This is a genomic window from Dactylosporangium fulvum (genome assembly GCF_025137375.1).
GTDB classification, from domain to species: domain Bacteria; phylum Actinomycetota; class Actinomycetes; order Mycobacteriales; family Micromonosporaceae; genus Dactylosporangium; species Dactylosporangium fulvum.
In genome coordinates, this window is sequence record NZ_CP073720.1 from 6,076,978 (window position 1) to 6,094,985 (window position 18,008).

22 protein-coding genes are annotated in these 18,008 nt (G+C 71.9%); 7 read left to right on the top strand and 15 right to left on the bottom strand.

Annotated elements, in window-relative coordinates; all coding sequences use genetic code 11:
- Nucleotides 1–75: 75 nt before the first annotated feature.
- Nucleotides 76–645 carry a dihydrofolate reductase family protein gene (locus tag Dfulv_RS28505; protein ID WP_259856623.1) on the top strand — a complete coding sequence of 190 codons (570 nt, stop codon included), beginning with the start codon at nucleotides 76–78 and terminating at the stop codon, nucleotides 643–645.
- Nucleotides 646–652: 7 nt separating this feature from the next.
- On the opposite strand, the gene Dfulv_RS28510 is transcribed toward Dfulv_RS28505, so the two are convergent.
- The 3 genes from Dfulv_RS28510 to Dfulv_RS28520 all read right to left on the bottom strand — a co-directional run bounded on the left by Dfulv_RS28510 (nucleotide 653) and on the right by Dfulv_RS28520 (nucleotide 2,601).
- Nucleotides 653–1,540, bottom strand: coding sequence for an RNA polymerase sigma-70 factor (locus Dfulv_RS28510; RefSeq protein WP_259856626.1), 888 nt, complete (start codon nucleotides 1,538–1,540; stop codon nucleotides 653–655).
- Nucleotides 1,541–1,639: 99 nt separating this feature from the next.
- The gene (locus Dfulv_RS28515) at nucleotides 1,640–1,843 is read right to left on the bottom strand and encodes a hypothetical protein (protein WP_259856628.1); all 204 of its coding nucleotides are present in this window, start codon (nucleotides 1,841–1,843) and stop codon (nucleotides 1,640–1,642) included.
- Nucleotides 1,840–2,601, bottom strand: a complete 762-nt coding sequence (locus Dfulv_RS28520) for an SDR family oxidoreductase (protein WP_259856630.1) — start codon at nucleotides 2,599–2,601, stop codon at nucleotides 1,840–1,842. Before Dfulv_RS28520 ends, Dfulv_RS28515 begins: the two co-directional genes overlap by 4 nt.
- 165 nt (nucleotides 2,602–2,766) lie before the next feature.
- Here Dfulv_RS28520 and Dfulv_RS28525 point away from each other — a divergent pair, with 165 nt between their 5' ends.
- On the top strand, nucleotides 2,767–3,957 hold the full coding sequence (locus Dfulv_RS28525) for a low temperature requirement protein A (protein WP_259856632.1): 1,191 nt from the start codon (nucleotides 2,767–2,769) through the stop codon (nucleotides 3,955–3,957).
- 84 nt (nucleotides 3,958–4,041) lie between these two features.
- On the opposite strand, the gene Dfulv_RS28530 is transcribed toward Dfulv_RS28525, so the two are convergent.
- From Dfulv_RS28530 to Dfulv_RS28545, 4 genes are all read right to left on the bottom strand, one after another.
- Nucleotides 4,042–5,424, bottom strand: a complete 1,383-nt coding sequence (locus tag Dfulv_RS28530; RefSeq protein WP_259856633.1) for an MFS transporter — start codon at nucleotides 5,422–5,424, stop codon at nucleotides 4,042–4,044.
- A gap of 17 nt (nucleotides 5,425–5,441) precedes the next feature.
- On the bottom strand, nucleotides 5,442–6,026 hold the full coding sequence (locus tag Dfulv_RS28535) for a hypothetical protein (RefSeq protein WP_259856634.1): 585 nt from the start codon (nucleotides 6,024–6,026) through the stop codon (nucleotides 5,442–5,444).
- A 130-nt stretch (nucleotides 6,027–6,156) separates the two neighbouring features.
- On the bottom strand, nucleotides 6,157–6,708 hold the full coding sequence (locus tag Dfulv_RS28540) for an NUDIX hydrolase (protein WP_259856635.1): 552 nt from the start codon (nucleotides 6,706–6,708) through the stop codon (nucleotides 6,157–6,159).
- 9 nt (nucleotides 6,709–6,717) lie between these two features.
- Nucleotides 6,718–7,512, bottom strand: a complete 795-nt coding sequence (locus tag Dfulv_RS28545; protein ID WP_259856636.1) for an EamA family transporter — start codon at nucleotides 7,510–7,512, stop codon at nucleotides 6,718–6,720.
- A 141-nt stretch (nucleotides 7,513–7,653) separates the two neighbouring features.
- On the opposite strand from Dfulv_RS28545, the gene Dfulv_RS28550 reads away from it, so the two are divergent.
- Complete coding sequence (locus Dfulv_RS28550) at nucleotides 7,654–7,776, top strand: hypothetical protein (RefSeq protein ID WP_259856638.1); 123 nt, start codon at nucleotides 7,654–7,656, stop codon at nucleotides 7,774–7,776.
- A 185-nt stretch (nucleotides 7,777–7,961) separates the two neighbouring features.
- Nucleotides 7,962–8,141 carry a DUF3073 domain-containing protein gene (locus Dfulv_RS48620; protein WP_319805702.1) on the top strand — a complete coding sequence of 60 codons (180 nt, stop codon included), beginning with the start codon at nucleotides 7,962–7,964 and terminating at the stop codon, nucleotides 8,139–8,141.
- Nucleotides 8,142–8,208: 67 nt separating this feature from the next.
- Here the strand turns inward: Dfulv_RS48620 and Dfulv_RS28560 are convergent, their stop codons facing one another.
- A complete protein-coding gene (locus Dfulv_RS28560; protein WP_259856639.1) occupies nucleotides 8,209–9,453 on the bottom strand; it encodes a lectin in 1,245 nt (414 codons plus the stop codon).
- A gap of 200 nt (nucleotides 9,454–9,653) precedes the next feature.
- On the opposite strand from Dfulv_RS28560, the gene Dfulv_RS28565 reads away from it, so the two are divergent.
- Nucleotides 9,654–10,292 (top strand): cysteine hydrolase family protein, encoded by a 639-nt coding sequence (locus tag Dfulv_RS28565; RefSeq protein ID WP_259856640.1) that lies wholly within the window; start codon nucleotides 9,654–9,656, stop codon nucleotides 10,290–10,292.
- A gap of 68 nt (nucleotides 10,293–10,360) precedes the next feature.
- Here Dfulv_RS28565 and Dfulv_RS28570 read toward each other — a convergent pair whose 3' ends face one another.
- From Dfulv_RS28570 to Dfulv_RS28580, 3 genes are read right to left on the bottom strand one after another with little or no spacing between them, the layout of a single operon-like run.
- Nucleotides 10,361–11,344, bottom strand: coding sequence for an ABC transporter permease (locus tag Dfulv_RS28570; protein WP_259856641.1), 984 nt, complete (start codon nucleotides 11,342–11,344; stop codon nucleotides 10,361–10,363).
- A 2-nt stretch (nucleotides 11,345–11,346) separates the two neighbouring features.
- On the bottom strand, nucleotides 11,347–12,240 hold the full coding sequence (locus tag Dfulv_RS28575; protein WP_259856642.1) for an ABC transporter ATP-binding protein: 894 nt from the start codon (nucleotides 12,238–12,240) through the stop codon (nucleotides 11,347–11,349).
- Entirely contained in the window at nucleotides 12,237–12,635 is a 399-nt protein-coding gene (locus Dfulv_RS28580; protein ID WP_259856643.1) for a GntR family transcriptional regulator, read from the bottom strand. Before Dfulv_RS28580 ends, Dfulv_RS28575 begins: the two co-directional genes overlap by 4 nt.
- 403 nt (nucleotides 12,636–13,038) lie before the next feature.
- Between Dfulv_RS28580 and Dfulv_RS28585 the strand changes: the two genes are divergently transcribed.
- Together Dfulv_RS28585 and Dfulv_RS28590 are read left to right on the top strand one after the other, a co-directional pair.
- Nucleotides 13,039–13,338: a hypothetical protein gene (locus Dfulv_RS28585; RefSeq protein ID WP_259856644.1), complete on the top strand. Its 300-nt coding sequence runs from the start codon at nucleotides 13,039–13,041 to the stop codon at nucleotides 13,336–13,338.
- 172 nt (nucleotides 13,339–13,510) lie between these two features.
- Entirely contained in the window at nucleotides 13,511–15,727 is a 2,217-nt protein-coding gene (locus tag Dfulv_RS28590; RefSeq protein WP_259868256.1) for an ATP-binding protein, read from the top strand.
- 137 nt (nucleotides 15,728–15,864) lie between these two features.
- On the opposite strand, the gene Dfulv_RS28595 is transcribed toward Dfulv_RS28590, so the two are convergent.
- From Dfulv_RS28595 to Dfulv_RS28610, 4 genes are all read right to left on the bottom strand, one after another.
- Nucleotides 15,865–16,407, bottom strand: a complete 543-nt coding sequence (locus tag Dfulv_RS28595) for a hypothetical protein (protein WP_259856646.1) — start codon at nucleotides 16,405–16,407, stop codon at nucleotides 15,865–15,867.
- A gap of 256 nt (nucleotides 16,408–16,663) precedes the next feature.
- Nucleotides 16,664–16,942, bottom strand: coding sequence for a YggT family protein (locus Dfulv_RS28600; RefSeq protein WP_259856647.1), 279 nt, complete (start codon nucleotides 16,940–16,942; stop codon nucleotides 16,664–16,666).
- Nucleotides 16,943–17,066: 124 nt separating this feature from the next.
- The gene (locus tag Dfulv_RS28605) at nucleotides 17,067–17,486 is read right to left on the bottom strand and encodes a PPOX class F420-dependent oxidoreductase (RefSeq protein ID WP_259856648.1); all 420 of its coding nucleotides are present in this window, start codon (nucleotides 17,484–17,486) and stop codon (nucleotides 17,067–17,069) included.
- A 65-nt stretch (nucleotides 17,487–17,551) separates the two neighbouring features.
- Entirely contained in the window at nucleotides 17,552–17,980 is a 429-nt protein-coding gene (locus Dfulv_RS28610; protein ID WP_259856649.1) for a hypothetical protein, read from the bottom strand.
- Nucleotides 17,981–18,008: the final 28 nt, after the last annotated feature.

Sequence of the window (18,008 nt, forward strand, 5' to 3'; positions counted from 1 at the left end):
TCTGGGGTTGACACCACTACAGACAGAGTACTACGTTCAAACCACTACGGATGAAGTACTTCATTAGGAGTTGTCATGCGAAAGCTGGTCTACTACGTCGCCGCCACCGTCGACGGTTTCATCGCCGGCCCCCGCGGGGAGTTCGACTTCTTCCCGATGCACTCCGACCTGCTGGCCGCGATGAACGCCGAACAGCCGGAGACGGTGCCGACGGCGTTCCGCGCCCAGGCCGGGCTGGCCGACGCGCCGAACCTGCGCTTCGACACCGTCCTCATGGGCCGCGGCACCTACGAGCCGGCGCTCAAGGAGGGCATCACGAGTCCCTACGCGCATCTGCGGCAGTACGTCTTCTCCCGCACCCTGGCCGCCACCGACCCCGAGGTCGAGATCGTCACGGACGACCCGGTCGGGTTCGTCCAACGCCTGAAACAGCAGCCGGGCAAGGACATCTGGCTGTGCGGCGGCGGGTCCCTGGCCGGTCAGCTGCTGCCGGAGATCGACGAGCTGATGGTGAAGCGCTACCCGGTGATGGTGGGCTCGGGCATCCCGATGTTCGACGCGCCGTTCCGCCCGGCTCCGCTCTCGGTTGCCGGCACCCGCACGTTCGGCTCGGGCGCCTCGGTGGTCACCTACACCTGGGCATGAGCCCGGCTCACCGGCTGGGCACGGCACCGGCCGCGCCCAGCTTGGCCGGGTTCATCATCCACAGCACCTGGTCGATGCCGTCGGCCGAGGCGACGACGGCAACCACGGCGAACACGGCACCGTCGCGGCTGAGCAGTGCGGACGGCTGCCCGTTCACGCTCGACCAGGCCACGTCGACGCCGGTCCAGAAGCGGTCCTTGAACGCCCGGACGTAGCGCGCCACGGTCAGGGCACCGTGCACCGGGATGCGGGAGGCCCGCACCACGCCGCCGCCGTCGGAGTAGCTGGTCACATCCGCCGCGAACAGCTTCTCCAGCTCGGCCAGGTCGCCGGAGCGCGCCGCGGCGACGAACGTCGTGAGCAGCCTGCGCTGCTCGGCGCCGGACACTGGCGTGCGCCGCCCGGCCACCACGTGCTTGCGCGCCCGGCTCACCAGCTGCCGGACCGCGGGTTCACGCACCTGGAGGATGTCCGCGATCTGGCCGTACGGATAGTCGAACGCCTCCCGCAGCACGTAGGCGGCCCGCTCGTTGGGCGTCAGCCGCTCCAGCAGCAGCAGGACCGCGAACTCCAGCGCCTCGCCGCGCTCCGCGCCGAGATGCGGATCCGCGCTCGTGTCGACCGGCTCGGGCAACCACGGCCCGACATACGTCTCGCGGCGGGCCCGCGCGGACTGCGCCGCGTTGATCGCCAGCCGGGTCGTGGTCGTCGCCAGGAACGCGGCCGGGTTGGTCACCGTGTCCCGGTCGTACGCCTGCCAGCGCAGCCAGACGTCCTGCACCAGGTCCTCGGCGTCGGTGGCGCTGCCGAGCATCCGGTAGGCGATGCCGAACAGGCGCGGCCGCACCTCCCCGAAAACCACCGCGGCCTGTTCGAGATCGTCTTCGCCCGCCAACGCCCGCCCCTGGTCCGTGGTCCTCGACCGACCCAGCCAACCTACCCGCTGGGCAAGGTGCGACAGGACCATCCGGCGGGCCGCCAGGGGTGACGCGGGTTACGCCGGGCGACCGTCCGGCTGGGCGTCGCCCTCCAGCGCCACCACCGCGTCGAGCAGGCTGTGCAGGCGCAGTTCGTACTGCTCGTCGGCCGGTGCGGGGACCGACTCCCCGGGGTTGCGCGACTCGGCCAGGTACAGCTCGGCCCGCACGTCCGCCTCGAGCCTGCGCAGGTCGTCCGGCTCGCCGGCCGGGACGCTCACCGTGACTCCCCCGCCGCGGTCCGGTCGAGCCAGTCGCGGAAGCTGATCCGGCCGATGGTCGCGCCGGCACCCGGCAGCAGGGCCCGCTCCCCCACCTCGGAGCCGAAGTACGTGCCGTGCGGGTCCCCGACGACCTGCCGCGGGTCGTTCCAGCCGGCCAGCGCGTCCCGGACGAACTCGTCCATCCGGACCGCCTCCGGCCCGGCCACCTCGACCCTGCCGTTCGCCGGCGCGGCCACCGCGGCCCTGGTGACGGCCGCGGCGACCTCTTCCGCCGCGATGGGCTGGTAGAACGCGTGCGGCAGGCGGACGGTGTCGCCCTCGGCGGACGCGTCGGCGATGCCGCGGGTGAACTCGAAGAACTGGGTGGCCCGCACGATGGTGAACGGGATCGACGACTTCTCGATGAGGGCCTCCTGGGCGATCTTCGCCCGGAAGTAGCCGTTGTCCGGCGTCCGGTCGATGCCCACGATCGACAGCGCGACGTGGTGGCCGACCCCGGCGGCCTCCTCCGCGGCGAGCAGGTTGTGGGTGGAGGTCTCGAAGAACTCCAGGACCGCGGCGGGCTCGAAGGACGGCGAGTTGGCCACGTCGACGACCACCGAGGCCCCGGCCAGGGCCTCGGCCAGGCCCTCACCCGTGAGGGTGTTGACGCCGCGGCTCGGCGCCGCCACCACCGCCTCGTGACCCTGTTCACCGAGCCACGTCACAACCCTCGACCCGATCAGACCGGTACCACCGACTACCACGATCTTCATGACGACCCTTCCTGTTCCGACCGGGGCGCTCCTCGCCGTCCGGTCACCAGCTCAGACAGGACAGCCCGCCGAGCTGTGACAGCCCCGCGGGAAATTCCTGTCACACGCCGGGGCGCTGTCCTGTCTGAGCTGGCGACCTACCCACAAAGCGACGGGAGCCAGCGCGTGCGGCCAGAAAGAACCGGCATCCGGGTCCGGATGCGACCGAGGGCGGTCGACGAGCCGCATCGGGTCTCCAGCCAGCTCGAACTGCTGTTCGACCTCACGTTCGTAGTCGCGGTCGCGGCCGTCACGGCGGAGTTCGCACATAGCGTCGCCGGCGGGCACGGGTCGACCGGGCTCGTCGCGTTCCTCCAGGTCTTCTTCGCGATCTGGTGGGCATGGATGAACTTCACCTGGTTCGCCTCCGCGTTCGACACCAACGACGTCCCGTACCGGCTGCTCACCATGCTCCAGATGGCCGGTGTCCTGGTGCTGGCCGCCGGGGTCCCGGCCGCAGCGTCCCGGGAGGACTATCGCGCGGTCACGCTCGGCTACCTCGTCATGCGGGTGGGGCTCATCACCCAATGGCTGCGGGCCGGCGCCGAGGACCCGGGGAGCCGGCGCACCGCACGGCGATACGCCACCGGCATCGCCGTCGCACAGGTGGGCTGGGTGCTCCGGCTCGTCCTCACCGAGGCGGAAACCCTGCCGCCGGCCACTCAGCTGCCGGTCTTCGCCGGCCTGGTCGTGCTGGAACTGGCGGTGCCGCGGTGGGCCGAGCGGACCGGAGCCACGAACTGGCATCCGCACCACATCGCCGAGCGGTACGGCCTGTTCACCATCATCCTGCTGGGCGAGAGCGTGTTCGCCGCGACCACCGCCGTCGGTGGGGCCCTCGACGGCGGGCACCTCACCGGCTCAATCGTCACCGTGGCGACCGCCGGCCTCGTCCTGCTGTTCGCCCTCTGGTGGCTCTACTTCCTCCAGCCGGCCGGCGAAGGGCTCGGCGCCCGGCGCCGTCACTCCTACCTCTGGGGGTACGGGCACTTCGGCATCTTCGCGGCCCTCGCCGCGTTGGGTGCGGGCCTCGAGGTCGCCGTCGAGTGGACCGGGCACCACGTGGCGGCATCGGCTCTCGGCGTCTGTTACACCGTCGCCGCGCCCGCCGCAGTGTTCCTCACCCTGCTCTGGACGGTGCACGCGCCGATCGTCGCGGAGCCGGTCATCCGCCTCGTCGCCGTGCTGGCCTGCGTCGCCGCCGTGCTCCTGCTGCCGCTCGCGGCACCGTGGCTGGGCGTGGCCGCCGTGGTCGCGGCGATCGCGGCCGCGTGCGTCGTGCTCGTCGCCGTCACCACACGACAGGCCGCGCACTGAAGACCGCGGCGGCGGCGCCGATGTCCACATCGGAGCGTCACGACGGGTTGCTGCGCCCGGTGCTGCTGTATTCGAACCCGGATCTCAGCCCGACGCCGCCTGTTGCGGCTGTGGCGCACCGGTGCCGCCACCGGCCACCAGCGGCGGGCGCTTGCGGTCGTCGTAGCGGGCCACCGCCGGCAGGAACAGTGCGATGAGCGCGGCGCCCGCGACGCAGGCCAGGCCGCCGCCCAGCGCGCTGACGACCGGGGACGTGATCGCGGCGAGCGAGCCGGCGCGCACGTCGCCGAGGCGCGGGCCGCCCTCGCCGACCACGAAGTCCAGCCCGTTGAGCCGGCCGCGCAACTCGTCCGGCGTGTTCACCTGCAGGATCGTGGCCCGGAACACCGCGGTCACCACGTCCGCGGCGCCGGCCACGACGAGGATCGCGACGGCCAGGACCAGGTCGGCGGTCAGCGCGAAGCAGGCCGTGGCCGCGCCCCAGACGGTGACGCTGAACAGCATCGCCCGGCCCTGCCGGTGGACGTGCCCGAGCGGCCCGGAGAAGATGGCACCCAGCAGCCCGCCGACCGCGGGCGCCGCGTAGAGCACGCCGGTGACCGCGGCGCCGCCGTCGAAGTGCGTGTCCGCGAGCGCCGGGAACAGGGCGCGCGGCATGCCCAGCACCATCGCGTTGAGGTCGACGAGGAACACCGCGGCGAGCAGCGGGTTGTGCCGGACGAAACGCAGGCCCTCGGTGATCGCGCGCAGGCCGGGCGACACCCCGGCGCCTTCCGGGCGCATCGCGCGCAGCCGGAGCACCGCGTAGAGCACGGCGAAGAACGTCACGGCGTCGACGGCGTAGGCGGCCTCCAGGCCGGCCGTGGCGATGACGAGGCCGGCCAGCAGCGGCCCGGCGGTGAGGCTCGCCTGGAACGACACCTGCCCGAGCGCGGTCGCCGCGGCGATGCGCTCGGGCGGCAGCAACCGGGCCAGGAACGACGAACTGGCCGGCAGTTCGATCGCGAACAGCGTCGACTGCAGCGCGGCGAGAACGTACAGCAGCCACACTTGCCGCAGGTCGAGCACCGCCTGCGCGGCGAGGACGACGGCGACCACGACAAGGCCGGAGCTCGTGACGAGCACGATCTTGCGGCGGTCCATACTGTCCGCGACGGTGCCGCCGAACAGGCCGACGACCAGCAGCGGCACGGCCAGTGCGAGGCCCAGCGCGCCGACCGCGAACGACGAGTGGGTCAGCTGGTAGAGCTGCACGGCGAGGGCGACCGCGGTCATCTGGGTGCCGATGGCCGAACACGCCTGCGATGCCCACAGCCGCCGGAACTCCGGCGATTCCCGCAACGGGGTGACGTCCGCGAAAAGTCTTCGTCTCTTCTTCGGCGATTGTCGCGGATCCGTCAGGGAAGCGGCATCTGATTCATGCTCATAAATCGGCTGCGGCACGATAAGGAACCTTACCAAAAACACCGCGGCCGGCGATCCAATTACCTGTCCCGCGCCGTCCCGCCGGGCCGCGCCAGCCGGCGGTGCCGCAGGACGGCGATCACCACCGCGACCGTCCCGGCCGCCACGACCGCGAACAGCATCAGCGTGATCACGGACGTCCGGTCGTCGCGTGGCAGGGTGCCGGCGACCGGCGACGCGGGCTCCGCCGACCACGCGGCGTCGTCGGTCGTGGCGGGGCCGAGCTCCCGGTTGCCGGCGCACAGGCTGGTGACGAACCGCGGCCCCTGCTCGCGCACGTAGACCCGGTAGCGCCTGCCGGTCTCGAAGGCGTATCCGCACGACGCCTCGTTGTCGGGGTCGCCCACGAGGATGTGCCCGCCGGGGTCGACCACCTGTCCCTTGTGGACGGCTCGCACGACGAGCCGCACCGCCAGCGGGAAATCCCCGGGCGCCGAGTCGAGCCGGTCGATCGAGCGCACGTCGCCGTCGAACACGAAGGTGGCCCGGTCCAGGTACTCCTGCTCCGTCGCGATCGCACACGAACAGGCGCACGCCGGCGACACCGGCCCGGCCAGCACCGCGAGCAGCCCGATCACCACGACGACGACGATTCGCCTCAGCATGTCCACGGTCACTGTGACGGCCTTGCGGCGCCCCGGGTTCCCACATCGGCCCTTCTGCACCGATCTCGCACCTGTGGTGCCGCGACACTCCCGCGATGTCCGGGGTTTGCCAGGCACCACAAGTGCATGATCAACGCGTGTGGGGGCGGGCCATCACCTCGGCCGCGCGGTGGATCGTCTCGCGCAGGTTGGCCTCCGTCGTGGCGGCCAGCGCCTCGGGAACGGTGAGCCAGCGCAGCGGCGCGTCCGGCTTCTCGGGGCGGGCGGCGTCCGGATCGGCGGTCGCGAGCAGGACACGCACGTCGGCGTGCTCGTGCGCCGGCTCGTCGCCCTTCGCGGCCACGGGAACGACGACGACGTGCACGATGGCGGCGTCCGGCCACGGCACGAGGTCGGGCAGGCCGGTCTCCTCGCGGCCCTCCCGCAGGGCCACCTCGACCGGGTCCGTCTCCCCCGGGTCGCCGTGCCCGCCGACCTGCAGCCACGCCCGCTGCCGCTCGTGCCAGCGCAGCAGCACGCGCCCCGTCGGCGGATGCACGATCAGCGCCGAACCCGTGACGTGCAACGGGATCGAGCGGCTCCACGGGTCGTCGACGGCCCGCAGCAGCTCGGCGACCCGCGCGACGTCTCCGGCCTCGGCCGGGTCGCCGGCACGGTATCCGGACAGCAGCTCGGCAAGCATGACCACAGCCTACGGCCCGGCCGGAAGGGCACCGGCCACCGGTTCCGCCGCAACCGCCCGGGCCTCGGGCAACGCCTCCCGGCTGCGGGGGCGGTGCGCCGCGGCGACGGCGACCGTGTTGGCGGCGACAATGACCCCGATGCCGGCCCACTCGTGGAGGTCGAGGACCTGCCCGAGGAGGACCAGACCGGCGACGGCCGCCAGCACCGGGTGGACGCTCTGGACCGCGCCGAAGAACCGGGCGGGCACCCGGCGCAGCGCGATCAGGTCCGCGGCGTAGGGAACGGCGGAGCTGAGCAGCCCGGCGGCGACGGCGTAGCCGATCCCGGCGGCCGTCATCCGGCCCTGGGCGATCAGGACCGCGGCGACGGGCAGGTTGAGCACCGCCGCGACGGCGGTCGCCGCGGCGGGTCCTTGCAGTCCGGGCAGTCGCCGGCCGAGCAGCCGGTTGAGCAGGATGTACGAGGCCCAGCAGAGCGCGGCGAGCAGGCCGAGACCGACGCCGAGGTAGTCGCTGCTCGCCCCCGGCAGGACCAGGACGTAGACGCCGGCGCCAGCCGCGGCGGCGCACAGGAGGTCCAGCACGGTACGCGAGCCGGCCAGCGCCACGGCGAGGGGACCGATGAACTCCAGGGTCACGGCCAGGCCGAGCCCGACGCGGTCGACGGCGGTGTAGAGGCTGAGGTTCATCGTGGCGAAGACCAGCCCCAGCAGCAGCGCCGGCCACCACTGGGCCCAGGTGAAGCGGCGCAGGTCGGGCCGGGCCACCGGCAGCAGGACCGCGGCAGCGACGAACTGCCGCACCGCCACGACGCCGGCCGGCCCGACGGCCGGGAAGGCATACGTGCCGACCGCGGCGTCGACGAGTGGCTCACCCTCATCGCCGCCGGGCAGGCCGTCGGCATCACCTCCGAGGCCACCGCCAACCAGAACCCGCGGCCGGGGGTGGCCTACCGGCGGGTCCGCGACGCCCCGCCGATCCCGGTGTGGCTCGCCTGGTGGAAGGGCGACCCGCCCGCGCACCTGGACGACCTGGTCGAGCTGATCCGGGCGACCTACCGGGCCTGAACCCGGCACCGGTGGCGCCCGGCGCCGGCCGTCGTGCGGTGTGCCCCGCGTCACCTCGCCCGATGTCGCTGCCGCCCAGTCATGGTTCCGTCTCGCACCTGCGGCCGTATCGATGTACCGTGGCCGACACGAACGTACCTTCGCGGCGGCGACGCCGCCTTTCACGCGGACACGGGGAGCAGGCTATGGGACGCGGACGAGCCAAGGCCAAGCAAGCGCGGATCGCCCGGGAGTTGAAGTACTTCAGCCCGCCTACCGACCTTGCCGCGTTGCAGCACGAGCTGGCCGGCGGGCATCAGCCCGGCGATCAGGAGCACGGCGTGCTGGAGCACCCCGGCGAGCGCGACGACCGCCCCGCACGCTGACGCGAAGCGGGGTCCACGCCCGTCGGACGTGAACCCCGCTCATTGGGAGCCGCCTCCCGGCCTCAGGTCAGCGGGTCCACTTCTGGTTGGTGCCGCCCGAGCAGTCCCAGATCTGCAGCCGGGTGCCGTTGGCCGAGCTCGCACCTGTGGCATCCAGGCACTTGTTGGACTGCGGGTTCACGATGTCGCCCGCGCCCGTGATGGTCCACCGCTGCGCGCCGCTTCCGTTGCAGTCCCACAGCTGCACCTTGGCGCCGTTGGCGGTCGAGCCGCTGGTGACGTCCATGCACTTGCCGAGGGCCCGGACCGAGCCGTCGGACGCCCAGGTCCACTGCTGGGCGGTGGTGCTGTTGCAGTCCCACAGCTGGACCGCGGTGCCGTTGGCGGCGCTCGCACCGGCGACGTCGACGCACTTGCCGCCGAGGCCCCTGATCGGGTTCCCGCCGGACGGGGGCGGGGTGCCGCCGCCGGGCTGCGCGTAGACCCGCACGTAGTCGACGGTCAGCGACTGCGGGAAGGTCGTGGAGCCGTCCGGGTAGCCGGGCCAGTAGCCGCCGACCGCCACGTTCATGATCATGAAGAACGGGTGGTCGAAGACCCAGCGGTCACCGCCGAGGTCGGCGGGGGTGCGCCGCTGGTACTCGTTGCCGTCGACATACCAGATGAGCAGGTTGGGCGACCAGTCGACGGCGAAGGTGTGGAACCCGTCGGCGAACGGGCTCCCGATGGTGTAGCCCGCGCCGATGCCCTCGCCACCGGAGTAGCCCGGGCCGTGGATCGTGCCGTGCACGGTGTTGGGCTCGCGGCCGATGTTCTCCATGATGTCGATCTCGCCGCTGGTGGGCCAGCCGGCCGAGCCGATGTTGTTGCCCAGCATCCAGAACGCGGGCCAGATGCCCTGGCCGCGCGGCAGCTTCATGCGGGCCTCGAACCGGCCGTACGTCTGCGTGAACGTGGCGGACGTCAGCAGACGGGCGGACGTGTACTGACACGTTCCGTAGTGACACTGGTAGTTACCGGGGTTCTCGCGGCGGGCAGTGATCACCAGGTTGCCCGCGCCGTCCATGGCGGCGTTGCGCGTGCTGTTGGTGTAGTACTGCTGCTCGTTGTTGCCCCAGCCGCTGCCGCCGATGTCGAATCGCCACTTCGACTGATCGACAGCACTGCCGGCCGGTCCGTTGAACTCGTCGGACCAGGTCAACGGCCCGGGGGCGGGGGCCGCGCTGGCTGTGCCCATCAGGGGCACGACCAGCGCCGTCGCCATCGCGGCGGCGGCTACCGCGGCGGCGAGCAGGGTGCGGGGTCGGAGCACGACGATCACCTCTCATAGCGGTGCAGTGAGATGTGTAACTGTCTCGAAACCTTGCCGTCCAGCAATGGTCATGTCAAGAGAGCGCTCTCATTTCTGCAAGGAAACTTTACGAATCGGCACGACCGGCATACCTCGATCCGGGTGAGCCGGGCACCGCCGGCGGACAGCTTGACTGGTCTGCAGACGACGGAGGAGCCCTCATGGTCGAGACGTACGACTTCCGCCGGACGGCGGTGCTGCTGGTTGATCCCTACAACGACTTCCTCTCCGAGGGAGGCAAGGTCTGGCCGCTCGTGGAACAGGTCGCCCAGGATGTCGGCCTGCTGGACAACCTGCGCGCCGTCGTCGCCTCCGCCCGGCAGTCGGGGATGCGGGTCATGTTCGTCCCGCACCGCCGCTGGACGCCGGACGACTACGTGACGTGGACCCACCCCAACCCCACCCAGCGGAACATCATGGTGCGGCACACCTTTGCCCGGGGCACCTGGGGCGGGGAGTTCCACCCCGACTTCCAGCCGCAGCCGGGCGAGGTGGTGGCCCACGAGCACTGGGCACAGAGCGGGTTCGCCAACACCGACCTGGACGTCCAGCTCAGACAGCACGACATCACCCACGTGATCCTCATCGGCCTGCTGGCGAACACCTGCGTCGAGTCCACCGGCCGTTTCGCCATGGAACTCGGCTACCACGTCACGCTGGTGCGCGACGCCACCGCCGCCTTCCGGCCGGAGATGATGCAGGCCGCCCACGAGTTGAACGGCCCCACCTACGCCCACGCCATCCTCACCACGCGGGAACTCGTCGCGGCGTTCGAGGCGGTGCAACCGGCCGCGCTGTAGATCCCTCCGTACAGCGCGGCCGGTTGCCGCTGCCCGCCGGCGGCCGGAGATCAACGAACCGGACCGGTTCAGGCGCGGCGGCGTATCGTCATCACCGTCGCCGCGAGCAGGAGCGCCGCCGCGCCCAGGAAGCAGGCCGTTTCGACGAGCTGGAAGGTCCAGAAGCCGCTGTCGGGGTGATACTCGGTGTAGTGCCGCAGCCCGTGGTCGAGCAGGTACTGCTCCATGGGGGTGCCGGAGCCGCGGACCGCATCGGTGCCGCCGTAGACCTGGCGGACGGCGGCGGCCTCCTCGTCCGCGGAGAGCAGGTGCCCGGTGCGGTCGATCCAGCTGTTGTGGACGATCCAGTCGGTGCTTGCACCCGTGTCCGTGGCCTCGGGCCGGGTCGCCGGGTCGGTGATGCGGACCAGCGGCTCGCGGTAGTGCGGTCGCAGGTACTCCTCCATCGACAGCCGGGCGGTGAGAAAGACGACGAGGGTGGCGCCCATCGCGACGACCGTCCGGCGCAGCAGCACACCGGCGAGCACACCCACCGCGAACGCGCACAGGGCCGCCGAGGTCAGACTCGGCACCGCGACGAGGAAGGAGGCCGACCGCAGCCGACCGCCGATCGCGTCCAGCGGCCCGCGCCACCATGTGCACAGCGCGGCGAACGCCGCCGTGAAGACGGCGACACCCGCGCCGACGAGGGCCAGCTTCGTCAGCAACCAGCGGGTCCGTGACACGCTCTGGGTGAACGCCAGGCGCCAGGTGCCCTGCTCGAGCTCCCGAGCCAGCAACGGCGCGCCGACGAAGACGCCGACGACCGCGGGCAGCAGGGCAGCCCACATGAGCCGGCTGCCCCACTCCCGGTACCGGCCGAGGAACCGGTCGACGAGCGGGCCGCAGCCGGTGTGGGCGGCCGGGTCGGCGACGCAGGCCGCGACGCCGCCGGTGCGGTACTCGTCGTGCATCGCCACGCCGGTGACGAGCAGCGGGACGGCCACGAGGGCGAGGAACAGCGCCGCGACGAGCAGCTCGGCGCGGTGCTGCCGCCAGGTCAGCCACAGCATGGTCAGGCCCGCCTTTCCGCCGGTCGATTGATGTCGGGTTGTTCGAGGTAGGCCAGCACGATCTCCTCCAGGCCGACCGGATGGGCCTCCCAGCGCGGATGCGTGGGCGCGCCGGCGGGGCGGCGGACGAGCAGGCTGCTGTGCCGCAGCCCGTGGGTCGCGTTGACCACGCCCTGGACCTCGACCGCGTCGTCGCTGCGCGGGCCGGTGAGCAGCCGGTGCCCGGCGAGCAGGTCGTCGATGTCGCCGGCGAGGCGCACCCGGCCCTGGTGCAGCAGGACCAGGTGGTCGCAGACCCGCTCCAGCTCGGTGACCACGTGGGACGAGAGCAGGACGGTGAGGTCGGTACCGGCGACCGCGTCGACGAGCGTCCGCATGACCTCGCGGCGGGCCAGCGGGTCGAGGCTCGCCACCGGTTCGTCGAGCACCAGGATGCGGGGCTGCTTGGCCAGTGCGAGTGTGAGCGCGACCTGCGCCTGCTGCCCGCCGGACAGTGCGCCGGCCTTGCGGTCGAGCGGGATGTCGAGGTCGCGCAGCCGCCGCCGCGCACCGGCCCGGTCGAATCGGGGGTTCATCGCGTGCCCGAACCGGAGCATGTCGCTGACGCTGAAACCCTTGTACAGCGGGTGGTCCTGGGCCACGAACCCGACCCGGGCGAGCCCGGCGGGCCGGTCCATCCGGATCGGCCGGCCGAACATCGACACCATGCCCTCGGTCGGGCGGAGCAGGCCGATCGCCAGGTGCAGCAGCGTGGTCTTGCCGGCGCCGTTCGCCCCGACCAGGCCGATGATCCGCCCCTGTGGCAGGTCGATGGTGCAGTCGCGCAGCGCCCAGGCGCGCCGCCCGTACCGCCGGCCCAGCCCGACGGCGCTGAGCGCGGGTGTCGCGTCGCTCATGCCGCACCTGTCCGGGCGGCCTGGTCGTCGTCCAGCGCGGCGATGACCAGCGCGCGCACCTGCTCGTGGTCGAGCCCGGCCTCGTGCGCGGTCCGCAGCCAGCCGCGGATGCTGCGCGACAGCCGCGCGTACGTCGCGGCGGGAACCTGGTCGATGCTGCCGACCACGAAGGTGCCCTGACCGGCCCGGGGAGCGACGAGTCCGGCCCGTTCCAGTTCCCGGTAGGCCTTGGCAACCGTGTTCGGGTTCACGACCAGGGCGGCGGCTACCTCCCGGACCGGGGGCAGTTGGTCGCCGTCGGCGAGGTATCCGAGCAGGAGGCCGCGGCGCACCTGGTCGACGAGTTGCAGGTAGGTCGGCACGCCGGACCTGAGGTCCAGCCGGAAGGCGAACATCGCACCATCTCCGCATCGCGTGTATGTGTACTAGGACAGTAATACACGATGCCGGCGCGCCATGTCCGCGTCCCGGACTGTCTCCAGGAGACTGACCGGCAGATCGGGATCGCGACGCAACCATCCGCCGTCCCGTCCGCCGGCGCTGCGCGGCACGACTTCGGTGCGGGCCGCACATCGGGGCACTCACCGCCGGCGCCACCGAACTGGAAGACGCACTGCCGGACATCGCCGACCAGCGAAAATCTCGGACCACCGGTGCGCCGCGACGCCGCGGTTCCAGGGATGCCCGCCAATGCGTGCCCGCAACCATCGCGCGCCGGACCGAACCTGTAGCGACGCTACCGCAGTCTTTGGCGCCGATTTGGCCACGTTGACGCTCACCGAACGGCATGCAAGGCCGATGCTTCTGGTCAGCGATATACATCGGCACGTTCGAGACAGCACCCGGACCGGCCTCCTCGCGAGGCAGGGAATGCATAAGACTTTGCGACGCCAGTTCGAACGGTTACTCACCGGCCGCCTCAAGACCATCGTCGTACTCGTCTCCCCGGACAAAACCGAAGACGACCGCCGAATCCTCATCAGCCCCAACAAAATCCTGACCGAAATCAACGCCAAAATCCTCGAAGGCGTCGCCACCGGGATACCCACCGTCCAACTCGCCGCCCGCCTCTACCTACCGGAGTACGTCCGGCACTGAAGCGCCGCAGACGATCGAGCCGGCCCATTTCGCCGCCGCCACCGGCCCGGCTGGACAACCGATCCTCCGGCACGTACATATGACCTGATGTCGATTCCATGGGACGCTCCCGGATCGGAAACCGCGGGTAATCCCGCGAACACCGATGGGTGAGCAAGCCCCGTTCGGCCGAATGGTGGCGGCGCACCGGCGGAGGCTCGGCCTGACGCAAGAGGATCTCGCGACGGCCACCGGCTTGAGCGTGCGCAGCATCCGGGACGTGGAGAACGGCCGGGTGGTCCGTCCCCGCCCGTCGACGGTCCGGCTGCTGGCGGACGCCTTCGACCTGTCGGCCGACGACCGGAGCTCCTTCATCCGCGCCGCCGGCCCCGACCCGTCGGGCCTGCCGAAAGAGCGGCCGCGGCAACTGCCGCTCGCGGTGCCCCAGTTCGTCGGCCGCCACGCGGAACTCGCCGTTCTGGACGCCTGCCTCGACGAGCAGGTGGCCAGGCCGTCGGTGGTCGTCTTCGCGGTGTCCGGCATGCCGGGCATCGGCAAGACCTCGTTGGCACTGCACTGGGCGCACCGGGTCGCCGACAGGTTCCCCGGCGGCCAGCTCTACGTGAACCTCCGCGGCTACGACGCGATGGACGCGGTGGAACCGGCCGATGCGCTGCGCGGCTTCATCGAGGCCCTCGGCGTGCAGCCCAACCGGATACCCGCCGACGTGGAGGGCCGGACGGGGCTCTACCGAAGCCTGCTGGCCCACCGCCGGATGCTGGTGGTGGTCGACAACGCACGAGACTCCGCACAGGTGCGGCCGCTGCTGCCCGGCACCGGCGGCTGCGTGGTCGTGGTGACCAGCCGGGACAGGCTCTCCGACCTGATCGCGGCGGAGTGCGCCCAACCGCTGAACCTGAACGTCCTCACCGACGACGAGTCGATGAGCCTGCTCGCCGCCCGGCTCGGTGCCCGACGGCTCGCCGCCGAACCGGTCGCGGCCGCGGACATCATCAGTGCCACCGGCAGGCTTCCGCTCGCACTGTCGATCGTGGCGGCGCACGCCGCCGTCCACCCCGGGTTCCCGCTCGACGCGATCGCCGCGGGGTTGCACGCAGACGACGCGAGGCTGGACGCGTTGGCGGACGGCGACGTGCGCGCCGCCTTCTCCTGGTCGTACCTCGCGCTGAGCCGGCCCGCGGCACGGCTGTTCCGGCTGCTGGGGCTGCATCCCGGGCCGGACCTGACCGTGGGCGCCGCCGCCGCCCTCCTCGGCCGGTCACCGGCGGACGTCACGCCGCTGCTGAGAGAGCTGACCCGGCTGCATCTGCTGACCGAGCACGTGCCGGGCCGGTACACCTTTCATGATCTGCTGCGAGCGTACGCGGCGGAACTGACCCGGTCGTCGGAGCCGGCCGACGAGCGGCGGGCCGCCCTCCACCGGCTGTTCGACCATTATCTGCACAGTGCGTATCCGGCGGCCGTGTCGCTCCAGCCGCAATGGACCACGATCGACCCGGTCGAACCGTTACCGTCGAACGCCAGCTCGCCGGCGCGGGGCCACGACGAGGCGCTCGCCTGGTTCGCGGCGGAGCACCAGGTGCTGGTGCGCGCCGTCCGGCAGGCCGCCGAGACGGGCTTCGACGCGTACGCCTGGCAGCTCGCGTGGACGCTCACCACGTTCTTCGCACCGCGCGGTCTCTGGCACGACCAGTTCGTGGTCCAGCAGTCCGCGCTCGCCGCGGCGGAGCGCAGCGACGACCTCGCCGGGCAGGCCATCGCCAACCGGATGCTGTCGCGTGCCGAAACCCGCCTCGGCGACCTGGACAACGCCGAGGCCCGGCTCCGGCGTGCGCTGGACCTGTACGGACGCCTCGGCGACCCGGCCAATCAGGCGCAGACGCTGCACAATCACGCAGAACTCTGCTACATGCGCGGCCGGCCGGACGAAGGACTTGTGCACGGCTACGAGGCGCTACGGCTCTACAGGCTGGCCGGCAACCGCGCGGGCGAGGCGCGAACCCTCAACGCGATCGGCTGGCTGCACGCCGCGACCGGCGACTACCACCAGGCCATCACAAGCTGCGCCGACGCGCTCGCGCAGCAACGCGCGAGCGACGACCGCAACGGTCAGGCGGCGACGCTGGACAGCCTCGGCTTCGCGTACTACCGCCTCGGCGAGCACAAGCGCGCAGCCGACTGCTACGAACAGGCCATCCAGCTCTTCCGCGACTCCGCGGACCGCTACCACGAGGCGGAGACCCTCCTGCGGCTCGGCGAGGTCCGCGAAGCGATGGCCGACACCGCCGAAGCCGCCGACGCGTGGCGGCGTGCCGCCCGCATCTTCGACGACCTCGGCGATCCGGCGGCCGAGGACACCCGGCGCCGGCTGGCGCGGCTGTCGCGCTGAGGGCTGCGGCAGCCGAGTCCGCACCGGCCGGAGGCCGGCAGGGCACGCGCGTGCCGGCGACGTGCCGCACCGACCTCGCCGATGGAAGTTTCAACGCCCGGAGCGCGCCGCTGCTGACCGCCCGGTCGCCGACCGGCTCAGCGTGGTGCGCGGTACTTGATGCCGAGCCTGGGCCGGGCGAGCGCCGCCACCGGTGCGTCGCTCCCCGACAGCCAGCCGAGCCAGGCCTCCCGGCCGCCGGCCTGCAGGCCCAGGCCGGCGCCGCGAGGCAGCGGGCCGGTGCCGGTCCGCAGCTTGTAGAGGTGACCGCCACGGGCCGGGACGGCGCGCAACTCCTCGATGTCCAGCCAGCCGACCGTCGTGGCGCGGTCGCCGGAGCGCAGCACCACCCCGCTCCCGGTGAGCTCGGTGCGGCCCGTCAACCAGCGCCGCTCGGCCAGGACCAGAACGATCGCCGACACCGTCGCCGACCCGGCCGTCACCGCCCACAGCCAGCCCAGGCCGGTGCTGAGCGCGGCCAGGAAGTCCGGGAGACCCTCGCTGCGCGTCAGCACCGCGAACCGCTCGACGCCGAGGACCGCGATCGTGATGAAGAACGCCAGCAGGACGATGGGCCCGGTGTGGGTGCGATGCAGCACCCGCGAGCGCCGCAGCACGAGTGGCGGATCGTCCTGGGCCATCGATCATCCCCCCGTGTCGAGGCAGCAGGGCGACTGTACCTGCCCCCGGCCCGTGCCGGGCGTCGGAGCAGTGGGCGGCATTGTGCCCGGTCGCGGCCGTCGCGCCGGTCGGCGGCCAGTCGCCGGTGAGGGGCGAATCCATACGCCGGGCGCCGGTTTCTTGACGGTGAGGCACGGCGAAGTGCCCGGTAATCGTGGTGCCACCGGCGGTCAGGCCTGCGGCTGATGCCTCGCGGCCGTGTCGCGGATGTGAACGTCAGCTGATCAGGGCACGGACCAGCACGATCGCCAGGAACACGACGATGAACGACAGGTCGATCGCAACCGACCTGAACCGCACGGGTGGCAACACCCGGCGGACCGGGGCGAGGACCGGCTCGGTGACGGCGTGCACCCCCGAGGACAGCCGCGACCGGATCGACGTGGACGGCGCCGGGCCGGCCAGCGCCACGCTCCAGTCCAGCACCGCGCGGGCGATGAGCAGCAGCTGCGCGACGAGCAGCAGCAGGCTCACGACGCCGAGGATCGATTGCATGCGGTACCTCCAGTAGCCCGGACGGGACGTGCATCAACTGTGCGTCAGATTGTTGTGAATCAGCTGAGCAACAGGTGCGCGTTTGGTCACAGACCGCTGATAGCGCCGCCGAGCGTCCCGGAGGCTAGACGATCGCGATGTCCCGGACCCCGACGAGCCGTTCGATCCGCAACCGGCACAACAGACTGCCGGCCGTGCTGTTGATCTGGCCGTACTTCTCCGCCTCCCCCGCCGGCACGTACCGTTCGGCGATCCGGGTCGCCCAGTTCACCAGGTCCGGCGGGTCCTCGACGAGCGACACCCCGCCGCGGACGGTCACGAAGTGGTACGGGAACTCCTCCACGTCCACGGTGAGCGCCGCCTTCGGGTTGGCCCGCAGATGACGACCCTTCACCGAGGTGGTGCCGGTGCTGAAGACCAGGTCGCGGCCGTCGATGACAAACCAGATCGGCGCCACGTGCGGGTCGGCCGACGGGCCGGCCGTGGCCAGCTTGCCGGTGTGGGTGCCTTCCGCCAGGAAGGCGATGGCTTCGGCCTCGGTCATCGTTGCCACACCTGAAGTCTTCCGCGCCCGGCGGCCGGGGCCGGATGAGCACCGGCATGATCCGCTCAGCGCAGCCGGCGGCCGTCCTCCTCCGCCAGCGTCTCGTCGACGAGCATGCCGAGCCCCGAACCCAGCATCCACACGTCCTTGACCAGCGCGATACCCTGCTCGGTCGGCCGGAGGCCACCCTTCTGACGCATGCCGGGAGTCCGCAGGTAGAGGCCGACCAGCCCGGCCGAGAACGCGGTCAGCCCGCCGGCCGCGACCAGGGTCGGCACGACCGGCAGCAGCAACGCGGTGCCGAGCGCGATCTCGGTCGCCGACAGCATCCGCACGAACGTCTTGGGCGGGATCCGCGCCAGGAACGGGTAGGTGGTCTTGGCCATCCCGTGCAACGCCGCGGCGGTGTCGTCGTCCGCGTGGCGCTTGCCGAGTCCCGAGTTGAGGATGACGAGCCCGGTAGCCGCACGTGGCGGAAGGTGACGGAGCTTCACTGACCCGAACATCCGGTCCCACTGCCCC